General features: G+C 75.1%; 19 protein-coding genes. 9 read left to right on the top strand and 10 right to left on the bottom strand.

Translation table 11 applies throughout. The features are described 5' to 3' along the window. The first annotated feature begins 107 nt into the window (after positions 1 to 107). Positions 108 to 371, top strand: a complete 264-nt coding sequence (locus AC6CH9_RS11315) for a helix-turn-helix domain-containing protein (RefSeq protein ID WP_498154975.1) — start codon at positions 108 to 110, stop codon at positions 369 to 371. Next, positions 368 to 1687, top strand: a complete 1320-nt coding sequence (locus tag AC6CH9_RS11310; RefSeq protein WP_498154974.1) for a type II toxin-antitoxin system HipA family toxin — start codon at positions 368 to 370, stop codon at positions 1685 to 1687. The genes AC6CH9_RS11315 and AC6CH9_RS11310 overlap by 4 nt, the downstream gene beginning before the upstream one ends. Here AC6CH9_RS11310 and AC6CH9_RS11305 read toward each other — a convergent pair. Genes AC6CH9_RS11305 through AC6CH9_RS11290 form a run of 4 tightly spaced genes read right to left on the bottom strand, consistent with a single transcriptional unit; the run spans position 1663 to position 4341 of the window. Continuing rightward, positions 1663 to 2205: a hypothetical protein gene (locus AC6CH9_RS11305; protein WP_498154973.1), complete on the bottom strand. Its 543-nt coding sequence runs from the start codon at positions 2203 to 2205 to the stop codon at positions 1663 to 1665. The genes AC6CH9_RS11310 and AC6CH9_RS11305 overlap by 25 nt on opposite strands. Before the next feature lie 50 nt (positions 2206 to 2255). Continuing rightward, a complete protein-coding gene (locus tag AC6CH9_RS11300; protein ID WP_498154972.1) occupies positions 2256 to 2909 on the bottom strand; it encodes a hypothetical protein in 654 nt (217 codons plus the stop codon). Then, the gene (locus AC6CH9_RS11295; RefSeq protein ID WP_498154971.1) at positions 2906 to 3604 is read right to left on the bottom strand and encodes a hypothetical protein; all 699 of its coding nucleotides are present in this window, start codon (positions 3602 to 3604) and stop codon (positions 2906 to 2908) included. Before AC6CH9_RS11295 ends, AC6CH9_RS11300 begins: the two co-directional genes overlap by 4 nt. 32 nt (positions 3605 to 3636) lie before the next feature. Beyond that, positions 3637 to 4341, bottom strand: coding sequence for a DUF1361 domain-containing protein (locus AC6CH9_RS11290; RefSeq protein ID WP_498154970.1), 705 nt, complete (start codon positions 4339 to 4341; stop codon positions 3637 to 3639). 118 nt (positions 4342 to 4459) lie between these two features. Here AC6CH9_RS11290 and AC6CH9_RS11285 point away from each other — a divergent pair, with 118 nt between their 5' ends. Continuing rightward, positions 4460 to 5704, top strand: a complete 1245-nt coding sequence (locus tag AC6CH9_RS11285) for an MFS transporter (RefSeq protein ID WP_498154969.1) — start codon at positions 4460 to 4462, stop codon at positions 5702 to 5704. A 66-nt stretch (positions 5705 to 5770) separates the two neighbouring features. Here AC6CH9_RS11285 and AC6CH9_RS11280 read toward each other — a convergent pair whose 3' ends face one another. Then, positions 5771 to 6262 (bottom strand): DUF6328 family protein, encoded by a 492-nt coding sequence (locus AC6CH9_RS11280; RefSeq protein ID WP_498154968.1) that lies wholly within the window; start codon positions 6260 to 6262, stop codon positions 5771 to 5773. A 92-nt stretch (positions 6263 to 6354) separates the two neighbouring features. Here AC6CH9_RS11280 and AC6CH9_RS11275 point away from each other — a divergent pair, with 92 nt between their 5' ends. Further along, on the top strand, positions 6355 to 7104 hold the full coding sequence (locus AC6CH9_RS11275) for a PAS and ANTAR domain-containing protein (RefSeq protein WP_498154967.1): 750 nt from the start codon (positions 6355 to 6357) through the stop codon (positions 7102 to 7104). A 74-nt stretch (positions 7105 to 7178) separates the two neighbouring features. Here the strand turns inward: AC6CH9_RS11275 and AC6CH9_RS11270 are convergent, their stop codons facing one another. From AC6CH9_RS11270 to AC6CH9_RS11260, 3 genes are all read right to left on the bottom strand, one after another. Continuing rightward, a complete protein-coding gene (locus AC6CH9_RS11270) occupies positions 7179 to 7994 on the bottom strand; it encodes a GAF and ANTAR domain-containing protein (protein ID WP_498154966.1) in 816 nt (271 codons plus the stop codon). Between the two features lie 322 nt (positions 7995 to 8316). Continuing rightward, the gene (locus AC6CH9_RS11265) at positions 8317 to 9177 is read right to left on the bottom strand and encodes an SDR family oxidoreductase (RefSeq protein WP_498154965.1); all 861 of its coding nucleotides are present in this window, start codon (positions 9175 to 9177) and stop codon (positions 8317 to 8319) included. 40 nt (positions 9178 to 9217) lie between these two features. Beyond that, positions 9218 to 9970 carry a PAS and ANTAR domain-containing protein gene (locus AC6CH9_RS11260; RefSeq protein WP_498154964.1) on the bottom strand — a complete coding sequence of 251 codons (753 nt, stop codon included), beginning with the start codon at positions 9968 to 9970 and terminating at the stop codon, positions 9218 to 9220. A gap of 106 nt (positions 9971 to 10076) precedes the next feature. On the opposite strand from AC6CH9_RS11260, the gene AC6CH9_RS11255 reads away from it, so the two are divergent. Beyond that, entirely contained in the window at positions 10077 to 11408 is a 1332-nt protein-coding gene (locus AC6CH9_RS11255) for a molybdopterin molybdotransferase MoeA (RefSeq protein WP_498154963.1), read from the top strand. 8 nt (positions 11409 to 11416) lie between these two features. On the opposite strand, the gene AC6CH9_RS11250 is transcribed toward AC6CH9_RS11255, so the two are convergent. Beyond that, complete coding sequence (locus AC6CH9_RS11250) at positions 11417 to 12088, bottom strand: AIM24 family protein (protein ID WP_047233668.1); 672 nt, start codon at positions 12086 to 12088, stop codon at positions 11417 to 11419. An 89-nt stretch (positions 12089 to 12177) separates the two neighbouring features. On the opposite strand from AC6CH9_RS11250, the gene moaC reads away from it, so the two are divergent. Genes moaC through AC6CH9_RS11230 form a run of 4 tightly spaced genes read left to right on the top strand, consistent with a single transcriptional unit; the run spans position 12178 to position 13889 of the window. Further along, positions 12178 to 12660, top strand: a complete 483-nt coding sequence (moaC, locus tag AC6CH9_RS11245; protein WP_047233669.1) for a cyclic pyranopterin monophosphate synthase MoaC — start codon at positions 12178 to 12180, stop codon at positions 12658 to 12660. After that, entirely contained in the window at positions 12657 to 13361 is a 705-nt protein-coding gene (gene mobA / locus AC6CH9_RS11240) for a molybdenum cofactor guanylyltransferase (protein ID WP_498154962.1), read from the top strand. Before moaC ends, mobA begins: the two co-directional genes overlap by 4 nt. After that, the gene (locus tag AC6CH9_RS11235) at positions 13358 to 13651 is read left to right on the top strand and encodes a DUF6457 domain-containing protein (protein ID WP_047233670.1); all 294 of its coding nucleotides are present in this window, start codon (positions 13358 to 13360) and stop codon (positions 13649 to 13651) included. The genes mobA and AC6CH9_RS11235 overlap by 4 nt, the downstream gene beginning before the upstream one ends. 1 nt (position 13652) lies before the next feature. Next, entirely contained in the window at positions 13653 to 13889 is a 237-nt protein-coding gene (locus tag AC6CH9_RS11230) for a MoaD/ThiS family protein (RefSeq protein ID WP_498154961.1), read from the top strand. 7 nt (positions 13890 to 13896) lie between these two features. Here the strand turns inward: AC6CH9_RS11230 and AC6CH9_RS11225 are convergent, their stop codons facing one another. Beyond that, on the bottom strand, positions 13897 to 14406 hold the full coding sequence (locus AC6CH9_RS11225; protein WP_498154960.1) for a MogA/MoaB family molybdenum cofactor biosynthesis protein: 510 nt from the start codon (positions 14404 to 14406) through the stop codon (positions 13897 to 13899). Positions 14407 to 14717 lie beyond the last annotated feature (311 nt).

The raw sequence follows: 14717 nt of genomic DNA, 5'->3' as shown, positions 1-14717 counted from the left end.
CAGCCTCAGCGGCGGGCCTCCGGCTGCGCACCATGTTATCGATCGTGCACATCTGCGCGGCGTCACCGTTCTTGCACTTGGGTCAAATGTGCACGTACGATGACACGATGGCTGGCATCGCGCTCACGACACCCGCCCAGATCGGCGCAGCGATCCGCAGCGCCCGGAGGCGTGCGGGCCTGACCCAGCAACAGCTGGCCGAGCGCGCCGGGGTCAGCCGCCGATGGTTGATCGCACTCGAGAGCGGGCACTCGGAGCGTGCCGAGCTCGGGAAGGTCCTCGACACGCTCGACACGCTCGGGCTCGACCTCACCGTGTCCACGACACCGCGCGCGACGAGCAGTCTCGCGGACCTCCTGGAGGACCTGTGAGCAACCGACACCTGGCCGTGCTGCTCTACGGGCGGCACGTCGCCGACCTCGAGCAGACCCGGGGCGGACAACACCTGCTGAGCTACCGCTCAGACCCGGGGTCGACGCCGATCTCCCTGACGATGCCCCTCGCAGGCGGCCCCTTCGCCCAGCGAGTCGTCGACCCGTTCCTCGACGGGCTGCTGCCGGAGCGTCAGGCCGCCCGAGAGGCCATGTCTCGCGAGTTCGACGTGTCCGCCCGCAACCCCTTCGCCCTCCTGGCCCACATGGGACTGGACTGCGCCGGTGCCGTGCAGTTCTGCGGCGAGGACGAGGTAGCAGACGTCCTGGCCCGCCGAGGCACCCTCGTCGCGCTCAGCGACGACGACATCGAGGAGCGGCTGTCCACGCTGCGGACCAATCCCGGCGCCAGCTGGCTCGCCCCACGCGAGCGATGGTCCTTGGCCGGGGCACAAGCCAAGTTCGCGCTGCGACGGGAAGGAGACGCCTGGTACGAGGCCACGGGCGCCGAGGCGACCACCCACATCGTCAAACCCTGCGTGGACGGCTTCCGCTCCCAGGCGCTCAACGAGCACATCTGTCTCCAGACCGCGCGGCGCGCGGGCCTGCCGGCGGCCCTCTCGCGCTTCGAGCGGTTCCGCGGCGAGACGGCGCTGATCGTCGAGCGCTACGACCGCCGACGTGACGACGCCGGGACCCTCGGGCGCCTGCACCAGGAAGACCTCTGCCAGGCCACGGGCACCTACCCAGCGGACAAGTACGAGTCCGACGGGGGTCCCCGGGCGGTGCAGATCGTCGACCTGCTGCGGACCCAGAGCACGCGCCGCTTCCGCCAGGCCAACCTGGACGCGTTCGTCGATGCGCTCGCCTTCAACGTCTTGATCCAGGCACCGGACGCGCACGCCAAGAACTACTCGGTCCTCCTCGCTGAGAGCGCCGTCAGGCTGGCCCCGCTGTACGACGTCGCCTCCGGTGCTCCATACGACTCCACGCACCAGACCGGCCTACGCACCTCGGCGATGGCCGTCGGCGGTCGGCGGGAGTTCGTGCAGATCGGCCTCGACCGATGGAGCCGTTTCGCCCGGGAGGCGGACCTCGACCCCGACGCCGTGACCGGCAGGGTTCTCGACCTCGCCGAGCGGCTCCCCGACGCGATGACAGACACGTTCCGTGCCGAGGCCGAGCGTGGCGAGCCCGCGGCCGGCGCGCTGCGGGCTCGGATGCTCGACCCGATCGCCCGTTCCTGCAAGGTCCTGCTCGGTCAGCGGGCCCGGCAGGATCGAGCACCCGATCAGGGTGCGGGCAGCGACCAGTAGGCGGGGAGCAGCTCCGGCTCCACGAGGCGCACCTCGGCCGGCCGGGCGTCGTCGGGCGTGAGGAAGTACTGCGTGCTGCGGCTCGAGACGGCGCCCGTGCACACCGGGGCCTCGGGGAACGGCATGCCCGGCAGCGCCGACGCACCCGCCGTGAACTCGCGCCCGGCGGCGTCGAGCAGCATGACCTCGCACGACGAGTACGTCTCCTCCTCGCTCGCCGGGGCGGCGGGTGCGTCCGACCGCAGCGACACGTCGGCGGCCCAGAGCGTGTAACCCTCCGGGGCCTCGATGCGGCCCCCGTACCCGTCGTCGAGCCAGTCGACCTCCTCGATCCCGGCCAGACGCGCCCGGACGTCGCCGACCTGCGCCCAGCCCTCGGCGTCGGCCGTGTGCGCGCGGTGCGGCTCCGACGCCCACCACCCCTGTACCGCGTCGGAGCGCCAGGTGAGCGTGCCGAGCGCCGCGAGCGCTCCCGCCAGCACGACCAGCCACCAGCGGTTCGCGCGCCACCATCCCACGCTCGATCCCCCGCCCGACCTCACGCCCGGCCTCGCGCCCGGCCTCCCGCTCATCCGCCCCACCCCCCGGGAACGAGCGCGGGAGGCAGCACCTCGACGACGGCGTCCGCCGCGGGCAGCTCGAGCCGGCCGAGGTCGATCTCGGCGACCGCCTGCGGACGGTCGATGTCCGCGTCGTCGTGCTCCGTGAGCACCCTCAGCACGACGGCGCCCTCGAGCGCGCGTGCCGGCACCTCGACGACGACCGTCCCGGCCTCGGGGACGTCCGGGTCCACGAACGTGCTCATCATCGAGCTGCTCGCCCGGTGCGTCGCAGCGTGGTCGCGCCCCTCGGCGTCGCGCAGCTCGAGCGCCTCGATGCCGGCCTCCGTCGTGGTGCCGGACACCGCGAGGTCGACGGCGACCCAGACGCCGTCGGTCGTCAGGGTGTCGAACCCGTCCTCGAGCACCGCGCCGGTGCGCACGTCGTCGACCCGCACCCGCAGCGGGCCGGCGGTGACGACGTCGCCCACGTCGCCACGCGACGTCGTCGCCGTGAGCGTGGGCCACCACGCGTCGACGCGCGCCACGGCCGCACCGACGCCCACGGCGAGGACGAGCAGGACGACGGTCACCAGCGCGTCCGCCCGACGCGGGCGCGCGGCTGCGGCGGGCTCGCCCGCCGCAGCCGTGGTGGTCGTCGTCTCCACGGTGGGCTCGGTCACCACGCCTCCTCGTCCTCGGGCGGGTCCACGATCTCCGGCGGGACGTCCCCGGGCGGGACGTCCACGAGCACCACCGTGCCCGTCTCGGCCCACCGGCGTCCGCCGCCGACCGTCATGTCGCGGTAGCGGAACGTCGGGACGGTGACGGTGAGCGGCTCGTCCGGGGCGGCGGACGCGGCGCCGCCCTCCGGGACGGTCACCGGCCACAGCAGCGCGACGTCCTCGGGCAGGCCCGGCTGGAGGACGGGGTAGACCGAGGCGTCGCGCACGAGGAGCGTCGGGTCCGGACGGTCCGGCTCCGCGTCGCCCGCCAGCGCCAGGCCACCCGGCAGCTCGTCCGGGAGCGTCACGGCGGTGCGGTCCAGACGGCGCGGCTCCCGGTCGGTGTCGAGCGCGCCCACGACCACGACCAGCCACGCGTCGGCGCCGGAGTCCTCGAGAGCGGAGACCTGCACCGCGTCCGTCACGGACCACGACCGCACCGTCAGGTCGAGCGGTCCCGTCGGGACGGGCTCCCCCGCGGCGGCGTGGGCCGGGCCCGCCTCGGCGGCGACGTGCTGCGCGAACCCGCCCGCGGCCGCCGTCCCCGCCACGAGGCCGAGCACGACCGCCAGCGCGATGCGGCGCGGCCACGTCCCGACGACCGCGCGGAGCAGCGGGACGCTGCGGGCAGCCCTCGGCGCGGTCGACGTCACGGCGCGCATCCTACGGGGCGGGCGGCGTCCCGTCAGGCCCCGCGGACGAGGAGCGTCGTGACCGGCCCCATGACGATCGCGTACATCACGGCGAAGAACAGCGTGTGCAGGAGCACGAAGAGCAGCGCGTCCCGGACGGCGCCGCGGGCGCGGAAGTGGCGCACGAGCTTGCGCACGAACTGGACCGGGTGGGCCAGGTCCCAGCTGTTGAAGCGCACGTACCGGCCCAGGTAGATGCCCACCGACACCAGCGCCAGGACGACGAGCACCACGACCCACGACACGGGCCGGCGGAACGGGGCGTCGTCGTCCGGGTAGAGCACGATCGCGAGCAGCGCCTGCGCGAGGAACACGTTGACGAGGGTGTTCATCACCCCGGACAGCGCGAGCGTCAGCACAGCCACGATGTCGTACCAGAGCGGGACCTCCTCGCCCTCCTGGCGGTGGCTGTAGTTCAGCTCCGTGACGAGGTAGCCCGCGTTCGGCAGGAGCAGCAGCCAGACGCCGAACCCGAGGACGGCGCACGTCACGACCGCCCAGGACGGGGCACCGCCCGCGATGAGCACCGCGTCGACGAGCACGACGAGGCCCAGCACGATCACCGGCGCGATCGACAGCCCGATGTTGAGCAGCATCGGCCGGTAGAGCCGCGTGCGGTAGAGCGGGGCGCGCAGCACCACGAGGGCGAGCGCGTACACGTTGAGCAGGGCCACGCCCCCGAAGAGCCAGTCGAGCACGCCCCCACGGTACGGGGGGTTCGCCGCGCGGGGCGCGACGAGCGTCGTTAGCGTGGAGGTGCTCGACGCAACGATCTCCCCCGTGCCCGACGACGGGCACCTCCCCCCAGGAGTCGCCATGGCGCAGCAGGACGCGGGCAGGGCCGTCGGACCCGCCGCGACGACGACGTCGAGGTCCACCTCCCCGACCCTCATGCTCGTCCTCGCGACCATCGGGTTCGCGGTGAACTTCTGGGCCTGGGCGCTCATCAGCCCGCTCGGTGCGGCGTACGGGCAGCAGTACGACCTCACCGACGTGCAGGTGTCCGTGCTGGTAGCCGTCCCGGTCGTCGTCGGGTCGCTCGGCCGCATCCCGGTGGGGGCGCTCACCGACCGGTACGGCGCCCGCATCATGTTCCCCCTGGTCAGCGCACTGACGATCGTGCCCGTGCTGTTCGTCGGGCTCGTCGCGGACAGCTTCGTCGCGCTGCTCGTCGGTGGCTTCTTCCTCGGCCTCGGCGGGACCGCGTTCGCCGTCGGCGTCCCGTTCGTCAACGCCTGGTACCCGCCCGCCCGCCGCGGCACCGCCGTCGGGATCTTCGGCATGGGCATGGGCGGCACGGCGATCTCCGCGTTCACCACCGTCCGCATCCGCGACGCGTGGGGCGACGCCGCGCCGTTCCTCCTCGTCGCCGCCGTCCTCGCCGTGTTCGCCGTCGTCTCATGGCTGCTGCTGCGCGTCCCGCCCGGCCGCGCGACCGCCCCCGCCGGCGGGTTCTGGTCCCGCACGTGGGCGACGTTCCGCCTCCCCGCCACCCTCCAGCTCTCGTGGCTCTACGCCGTCGGGTTCGGCGGGTTCGTCGCGTTCTCCGTCTACCTGCCCACGTTCCTCGTCAACGCCTACGACCTCACCGCCTCCGACGCCGCCGCCCGCACCGCCGGGTTCGTCGTCCTCGCGGTCCTCATGCGCCCCGTGGGCGGGGCGCTGTCCGACCGGTTCGGCGGCGTGCCCGTCTCCGTCGCGTGCTTCGCCGTCGTGACGGCGCTCGCCGCGGTCGTCGCGTTCCAGCCCTCGCTCGTGCCGGTCGGCACGGTCGCGTTCCTCGGCCTCGCCGCGGCCCTGGGCGCGTCGTCGGGCGCCACGTTCGCGCTCGTCTCGAGGGTCGCGCCGGTCGAGAAGGTCGGGGCCGTCACCGGCCTCGTCGGCGCGGCCGGCGGCCTCGGCGGCTTCATCCCGCCGCTGCTCATGGGCGTCGTCTACCAGCTCGAGGGGACCTACGGCCTCGGCTTCGGCCTCCTCGCCCTCACCGCGCTCCTCACCCTGTTGTTCACCCTCGGCCCCGTCCGCCGCGGCGTCCAGGCCCGCGCCGCCGCCTCGACCTGAGCACCCGAGCACGACCGCTGGTGTGCCGAAGGATCCCCGGTCTGGCGAGGGTTCTCGCTCGCGAGGTCAGGCGGAGGCAGGAGACGCCGGGCCCCGGGCGACGAGACGCGGCAGGAGGAACCAGAGACCGACGAGCAGGACGAGCGCGCAGCCGCTCGACCACAGCGCCGCGGTGCGGTTCACGACGACGTCGACCACGAGCAGCACCGTGCCGGTGACGACGAACGCGAGGACGAGCACGCCGAGGCGGGCGATGCGGTCGCTCATCGTGACGAGCGCGGTCTTGCGGTGCTTGCGGAACAGCGCGCGGTGCAGGCTGACGGGCGTGACGAACAGGCCGGTGGAGAGCACGGCGAGCGCCACCAGGGTGAGGTAGACGCCGGTCTGGAACGTGTCGAGGTCGCCGAAGCGCTGCTGGAACGGCAGCGTGAGCAGGAACCCCGTGAGGATCTGCACGCCCATCTGCATGACGCGCAGCTCCTGGAGCAGCTCGGCCCAGTTGCGGTCCGACCGTTCGTCCGCCGACTCGTCACGTCCGTCGCTGACCTGCGTGGTCATGAGTCCTCCGTCTCGCCGCCGCTGGGATAATCTTCCTCCTGCTGGGGTCAGGAATCGGCTCCGTCCTGATCGATCTCCGGGGACCCCCATCGATGGACGCTGCCCTGCCCTCCGACGTCGCGGAACCCGACGACGTCGTCCCTCCGGCTCTCGCCGACCTCCTCGCCGCCCTCGGCCCGGGTGACCCCCAGCCGGTCGGCCGCTTCCGCGTCGACGTCGCCACGGACACGTGGTGGTGGTCGGACGAGGTGTACGAGATGCACGGCTTCGCGCCCGGCGAGGTCGTCCCGACGACGGCGCTCGTCCTGTCCCACAAGCACCCCGAGGACCGCGAGCGCGTCGCGAGCGAGCTCGCGCAGGCGGCGCGCACCGGAGAACCGTTCGGGTCCATGCACCGCATCGTGGACGCGACAGGACGTACTCGCACGCTCGCCGTGGCTGCGCAGGGCCGCCGCCTCGACGGCGGGGCGCCGTGGGCGGCGGTCGTGGGGTACTTCGTGGACCTGACGACCGCGCACGAGGAGGCGGCGCGCCGCGAGGCGACGGCGTCGATCCGCGCGGCAGACGCGTCCCGTTCGGTGATCGAGCAGGCGAAGGGCGTCCTCATGACGGTGTTCGCGATCGGGCCGGACGACGCGTTCGAGCTGCTGCGCCGTCGGTCGAACGACGCCAACGTGCCCGTGCGGGAGCTCGCGCGCCGGCTGGTCGCGGGTGTCGTCGACGGGTCGGTCACGGGCACCGGGGTGGTCGACGACGCCGCCCGACGTCGCATCGACCGGCTCCTCGAGGGCTCGGGCGACGCGGGAGACGAGGAGCCGCGGGGCGCGCTCGACCGACTGTGAGGATCGCTCTCGCAGCCTGATGGTGCTGTGCGACCGGGCCGTCCGACGCGTCGAGCGCCGGCGCGACCCGCGTGTCAGTCCGTCCCGACCCCGGGGATGCGCCGTGTCTCCACGACCTGGCGCGCGATGTCGACGAGCTTGATGTTCGCGTCCTGGGACACGCGGCTCAGCACGGCGAACGCGCGCCCGGGCGTGAGCGAGTAGCGCTCCATGACGATCCCCTGCGCCTGCCCGATGAGGGTGCGGGTCTGGACCGCGGACTGGAGCTGCTCCTCGGTCCGCGCGGCCGAGATCGCCGCGGCGGCGACGGCCGCGAACGTGGCCGCGAGGTGGTGGGCGTCGGCGTCGAACGCGTCGCGCGACGTCGAGTACATGTTGAGGGCGCCGTGCGCGTTCTCCGACGTGTAGAGCTGCACGCACAGCATCGACCGGACGCCGAGCTCGCGCGCGACGGTGGGCGCCCACAGCGGCCACCGCGCGTCGGTCTCGATGTCGCCCGACTCGACGAGCGCGTGGTCGTGCACCGCGTCCAGGCACGGCCCTTCACGGAACTCGTACTGGAGCTCGTCGCCGCGCGCGACGAGCGGGTCGGACACGGACGGGCTCTCGATGCGCCCACGCGTGACGAGCGAGACGCCCGCGGACTCGCACCCGTCCACCATCGACACGGCGAGCTCGACGACGCGGTCGAGGGTCTGCTGGAGGGTCGGCTCGTCGGCGAGCGCCCGGGCGGCGTCGGCGACGAGCGCGGCGACGCCCTGCTCCTGCGTGCCGCCCACGACCTCCGGCACCCCGGCGACAGTCTCGGCCTGCGGCGTCGGGACGGTCGCACCCGGGCCCGCCGGCATCCCGACGCTCCCCTGCTCGACGCTCTGCTCGATGCTCGTCATCTCGGCCTCCTCACGGTTCCCCGGCCCCAGCGTAGATCGCTCGCGCGGCGGCCGGTACCCGGCGACCGGGCCGCGCACCGCGGCGCGGCCCGCCTCACCGATCGTGCCGGAGGCCCCGCCCGGGCGTGGTGCCCGGGCGGGTCGGGGGCGGTGGCCGTCTCGCCCGCACAGGGCGTGGCGGCTGGGTCCCACGGGCACCGTCGCTCTCGCGGCGGACCCGCCCCCGGGCGGGCGCGCACGCCCGCCCTCCGACCCTCCCGGGCGGGTCGCGGCCCTCGGTCGATCCGTCCGCGGCCCGCTCGGGGAGGTCTCTCTCCCAGCCCTAGAACACGGGCTTTCCTCCCGTCACACCGAGGACGGTGCCGGAGACGTAGCTCGCGTCCGCCGGGGAGGCGAGGAAGACGAACGCCGGGGCGACCTCGCCCGGCTGTCCGGCCCGCCCCAGCGGCGTGTCCTGCCCGAACTTCTCGATCTTCTCCTCGGGCTGGGTCGCAGGCTGGAGCGGCGTCCAGATGGGACCCGGCGCGACGGCGTTGACCCGGATGCCCCGGGGCCCGAGCTCGGCCGCGAGGTTGACCGTGAGGTTGTTGATCGCGGCCTTGGTCGACGCGTAGTCGAGCAGCGACGTCGAGGGCTGGAAGGCTTGGATCGACGAGTTGTTGACGATCGCCGACCCCTCCCCCAGGTGCTCGAGCGCCGACTGCGTGACCCACAGCAGCGCGTAGAGGTTCGTCTTGAGGACGCGGTCGATCTCGTCCGTCGTGACGTCCTCGATCGACTCGCGGCGCGCCATCTGGAACCCGGCGTTGTTGACGAGCACGTCGAGCCCGCCGAGCTCCGCGACGGCACGCCCGGGCAGGGCACGCGCCGTCGCCTCGTCGGTCAGGTCGCCGGGCAGGAGGGCGCACGTGCGGCCCGCCTCGCGGACCCAGCGCGCCGTCTCCTCGGCGTCCTCCTGCTCCTCGGGCAGGTAGCCGATCGCGACGTCGGCGCCCTCCCGCGCGAACGCGATGGCGACGGCGCGCCCGATGCCCGAGTCGCCGCCCGTCACGAGGGCGCGGCGCCCCTCGAGCCGCCCGCTGCCGCGGTACGACTCCTCGCCGTGGTCGGGGGCGGGGTCCATGGGCCCGGTCAGGCCGGGCGGCTCCTGCTGCTGGGCCGGGAAGGCCTTCTCGTCCGTCATCTCGTCCCTCCGTCCTGTCGACGTGCGGTCACCGGGGGTGTCAGGAGCGCGCCGGCTCGCGACGGCGCGCGAGCTGCGCGTCGTGCGCTCGCGGCCGGGCGACCGGGCGCACGGCGGCGAACGCCCCCGCGAGCGTCGCCTCCGCCGTCGGGCCCACCCCGCCGGCCTTGCTCAGCGCGCGCATGACCTGCGCGGCGGTCTCCTGGACCGGGACGCCGGCCTCGCCGGCGGACTCGGCGAGGAGCTGGCTCGCCGCGACGTCGTCGACGCCGTGCACGGCCATGAGGACGCCCTTGACCTGCTCGACGGCGGCCTGGCTGACGAACGCACGGGTCACGGCGCGCTGCGACTCGCGCTCGAGCGCTTCCTTGTGGGTCGGGCTGACGTCGACGACGTAGCCCGCGATCTCGACGACGCGGCCCCGGGCGTCCCGGCGTCCCTGTCCCGTCACGACGACGGAGCGGGCCTTGCCGTGCCCGTCGACGATGCGGTGCGCGCAGGAGAACGGTCGGCCGGAGCGGATCGCCTCCGTCGCGGCGCGGACGACGCGGGCGCGGTCGTCGGGGTGCTTGCGCGAGCGCAGGGCGTCCAGGCTCGGCTGGACGTCCCCCGGCGTCCAGCCGTGCATCGTGTACACCTCGTCCGACCACCACCAGGTCCCCGTGCCGAGCTCGACGCGGTACTGCCCCACGAGGAGGTGCGTGCCCACGGCGAGCACCTCGGCGAGGGCCGCGGGCCGCACGGGCGTGGTCTGCTCAGGGCTGTGGTTGGTGGTCACGGAGATCGAGGCCATGGTGTCCTCCCAAAGTTCGGGGGGCGGTGGGCCGCTTCATGACTCCGGTCCCCAACCTAGCCCACCCACCGGCGGACGGCACCCGGGCTCGGCTACGGTGCGGGGCATGACCCGCGAGCCGCGCCGGACGATCGCCCAGCACGCCGACGACGCGCTCGCGCTCGTCCGGCCGACGCCGTCGACGGACGTCCCGCTCGAGGACGCGGTCGGGACGGTCCTCGCCGCGGACGTCGTCTCGACGCTCGACGCGCCCGCGTTCGACGCGTCCGCGATGGACGGGTACGCGGTGCGGTCGGCCGACGTGGCGGGCGCCGCGACCGGTTCGCCCGTCGCGCTGCGCGTGGTCGGCGACGTCGCGGCGGGGGCGCCGGGCCTCGAGTCCCTCCTCGGCGCCGGCGAGGCGGTCCGGATCATGACCGGGGCGCCGGTGCCGCGCGGCGCCGACCTCGTGGTCCCGGTCGAGCGCACGTCGACCGGGCGGTTCACGCCGGGGGCGCTCGGCAGCGGCGCCGCGACCGTCGAGATCCACGACGCGGCGCGCAGCAACGTGCGCGCGCGGGGCGAGGACGTGCGCCGCGGGGACGTCGTCGTCGCGGCAGGCGTCGTGCTCACCGCGCGGCACGTGTCCGTCGCGGCGTCCGCGGGGCACGCGACCGTGCGCGTGCACCGCGCGCCACGGGTGGCCGTGCTCTCCACCGGCAGCGAGCTCGTGGCGCCGGGGACCGCTCCGGGCCCGGGCCGGATCCCCGACTCCAACTCCGTCCTGCTCGCCGCGTCGGCCCGTGCGGCGGGAGCGCGCGTGGTGCGGCGGGGCGCTGTCGGCGACACCGCCGCCGCGCTCGTCACGGCCCTCGACGACCTGCTGGCCGCGTTCGACGGCGCCCCGCCCGACCTCCTCGTCAGCACGGGCGGGGTGAGCGCCGGCGCGTTCGACGTCGTGCGCGAGGTGCTCGACCCCGCGACGCGCGCCGGCACCGCGTGGGAGGGCGCGGTCGACGACGCGCGGCTCGTCGCGGTCGGCATGCAGCCCGGCAAGCCGCAGGGGATCGCGTGCTGGCGCGGCGTCCCCTGGCTCGCGCTGCCCGGCAACCCGGTGAGCGCGTTCGTCTCCTTCGAGCTGTTCGTGCGGCCCGTCCTCGACCGGCTCCGGGGCGTCCCCGGCACGGGCCGCGCGCTCGTGGGACGCGTCGCCGGGGAGGGCTGGTCGTCGCCGCCCGGGCGCGAGCAGCTGGTGCTCGTGCGGCACACCGCACCCGACGGCGGTCAGGTCGTCCCCGCGGGCCGGCACCGCGACCGGGGGGCGGACCCCGCGGAGGCGCGGGGCTCCGGCTCGCACCGCGTGAGCGCGCTCGCGCACGCCGACGCGCTCGCCGTCGTCGGGGCCGACGTCACGGCCGTCGAGCCCGGCGACGCCGTCCGGGTGCTGCTCCTGGACTGACCGCGGGGTCACTTCTGCGCGGGCGGCGGGTGTCCCTCCGAGGCCTGCACGACGACGATCCCCTGCCCGGAGAGCGCGAGCTGGTACGCCTCGCCCGACCCGCGCCCGATCGCCGCGGCGAGCTTCGCCGTCTTGCGGATCGAGGACTGCAACGACGTGGACCACAGCACGGCGGCCTGCATGTCGACGTACGTCGGGACGTCGACGTCGAGCACGACGGGCGTGCCGAACGCCGTCACGGCGAGCGCGCCGGTCCCGGTGAACGTCGTGTTGAACAGCCCGCCGCTGAGCATCGACGCGCCCTCGACCCGGTTGATGTCCCAGGTCAGCGAGCTCTCGAACGCGAGCACGTTCGCGCCGTTCACGGTCACGCCCTCGTCCTCCAGGTGCAGCACGAACACCTGGTCCGCCTCCTGCGCGAGGAAGACGTCGCCGCTCCCGGACACCTTCATGAGGGACATGCCCTCGCCCGTGAACGCCTTCTTGAACATCTTGCCGAGGCCGCCGCTGCCCTCGTACGCGAAGTCGACGTCGCCCTGGTAGGCGACCATCGACCCCTGCTTGGCGAAGAAGAACCCGCCCGTGCCGCGGAGGTCCACCTTGAGCATGCGGTCGTTCTGGAGCTGGAAGCTGCCGGGCTCGACGGAGCGCTCGGCGTGGTCGAGGAGTGAGCTGCGCATGGACCGATCCTCGCGGCTCCCGGACCCGGCCGCACGCGAGGGCCCTCCGGCCCGTCCGCGCGGCGGGTCGCGCGTGCGAGAGTGGCGCCATGAGCCCCACGCACGACTTCACGCACCTCGACGAGCGCGGCCACGCGCGCATGGTCGACGTCACCGCCAAGCAGCCCACCGTCCGCTCCGCGACGGCGACCGGGGTCGTGCGGTGCTCCCCGGAGATCGTCGCCGCGCTGCGCGACGGCACCGTCCCCAAGGGCGACGTCCTCGCCGTCGCACGGATCGCGGGCATCGCGGGCGCCAAGCGCACGGCGGAGCTGCTGCCGCTCGCGCACGTGATCGGGGTGCACGGCGCGGTCGTCGACCTCGTCGTGGGCGACCACGGCGTCGACGTCACCGCGACCGTGCGCACTGCCGACCGCACGGGCGTCGAGATGGAGGCGCTCACCGCCGTCGCCGTCGCGGGGCTCGCGGTCGTCGACATGGTCAAAGGTCTCGACAAGTCCGTCGAGCTCACGGACGTCCGCCTCGTCGCCAAGACCGGGGGCAAGTCCGGCGACTGGCACCGCGAGCCGTGACCGGCCGCGACCCCGACGACGGGTCGGCACCTGACGCGCCGGGTCGGCACCCCGGGGCGCCGTCCCTCCCGTTCGACGCCGTCGTGCTGGCCGGCGGTCGGGCGGAGCGGCTGGGGACGCCCAAGCCCGGCGTCGTCGTCGGGGGGCGGCCGCTGCTGGAGCACGCGCTCGCGGCGACCGCCGGCGCGGGGCGGACCGTCGTCGTCGGTCCGGAGGAGCTCGCCGACCCCGCCCGGTACGCCCTGACGCGCGAGGACCCGCCGTTCGGCGGGCCCGTCGCGGGCATCGCGGCCGGGCTGAGCGCACTCCCCGGGCCCGACGACGGCGGCGCGCCCTGGGTGCTCGTCCTCGCGTGCGACGTCCCCCGGGCCGCGGAGGCGGTGCCCGCGCTGCTCACCGCCGCGCGCCGGCGGACGGACGAGGTGGCGGTGCACGCGGTACGCGGCGGGCGCGACCAGTGGCTCGTGGGGCTGTACGAGCGGGCGGCGCTCGCCGTCGCGCTCGCGGCGCTCCCCACGGTGCACGGCGCGTCGGTGCGGCGCCTGCTCGCCGGGCTGCCCGCGCTCGCCGTCCCCGACGAGGACGGCGCCACCGACGACGTCGACACGTGGGAGGATGCGCGCGAGCAGGACCGCCGCCTGGGCGCGGGTGCGGTACCGGCGCCCGACGACACCCCGACGGACCGCAGGAGGCCACGATGACGAACCTCGAGCGCTGGGTCGACGCGCTGGCGAGCGACCTCGACCTCGACCCCCAGGTGGTGGACATCGGCGCGATCCTCGACCTCGCGCGCGACGCCGCGCACGGCATCGAGCGTCCCGCCGCACCGCTCACGACGTTCGTCGCGGGCTACGTCGCCGGGCTTGCCGCGCACGACGGCTCGGGCCGCACCGTGCAGGACGTCCTCGACCGCGCGGCCGAGCTCGCGCTCGCGTGGACGCCGGAGCCCGAGCTGCCCGGCACGGCGGCGCCGGCCGAGACGCAGGACTGAGATGGCGACCGTCCGCTACTTCGCCGGGGCGCGCGACGCCGCCGGCACCGAGACCGAGACCGTCGACGCGGCGACTGTCGGAGAGCTCCACGCGGCGCTCGTCGCGCGCCACGCGGCGCTCGCGGACGTGCTCCCGCGCTGCTCGCTCCTCGTCGGCGGCGTGCGTGCGTCCACCGACGCCACCCCGGTCGGCGCCGACGAGACCGTCGACGTGCTGCCGCCCTTCGCCGGCGGCTGAACCACCGTCAGTGGTCGCCGCCGTCGAGCTGGGCGAGCACGTGCGGCAGGAGCGGCTCCAGGACCGCCCAGCCGTCGCGCACCCCGCCCGTCGACCCGGGCAGGTTCACGACGAGCACCCGGCCCTCCGGGCCTGACGCGATCCCCGCGAGCCCGCGCGACAGCACGGCAGCCGGCACGTGCGCGGCCCCGCGCCGACGCAGCTCCTCCGCGATGCCCGGGACCTCCTGCACCAGGACCTCGCGCGTCCCCTCGGGCGTGAGGTCGCGCGGCCCGACGCCGGTCCCCCCGGTCGTGAGCACGACGCGCGCGCCCCCGGCCGCGGCCCGGGCGACGGCGTCGCGCACGGAGGCGACGCCGTCGGGCACGAGGTCCGTGACGACGGCCCAGCCCGCAGCCCCGAGGAGCCCCGCGAGCAACGGCCCCGAGCGGTCCTCCGCCTCGCCGCGCGAGCAGCGGTCGGACACGGTGACGACGGCGACGGTCGCGCCTGCGGGCCGTCCGGTGGGTGCGCTCATGGCGCCACGGTAGCGATCCGCGGGGCCGCGTCCGGTCAGTCCCCGGCCGGGCGCAGGGCGGACGCGCTCCGCGCGCGCGATCCGCCCGGTCTGGGCATAGTGGCTGTGGACCGACCCCGCCGTCCCTGCTCGCCCCAGGAGGCTCGTATGTCGTACGTGTCCGTGCCGTCAGCGTCGCCGGTGCACGTGCCCTCGCGGGCGCGCGTGGCGCCCACCGCGTCGGCAGGCGCCGGGGGCACGGCATGACGACGACGTCCGACGGTCCGGTCGAGGACGCGCTGCTGCGACTGGGGAGGCACCTCAAGCGCGGG

The organism is Cellulosimicrobium sp. GQ32, assembly GCF_059758455.1.
Note: the sequence above shows the minus strand (reverse complement) of the source record. Positions and strands in the feature narration are given on the sequence as shown.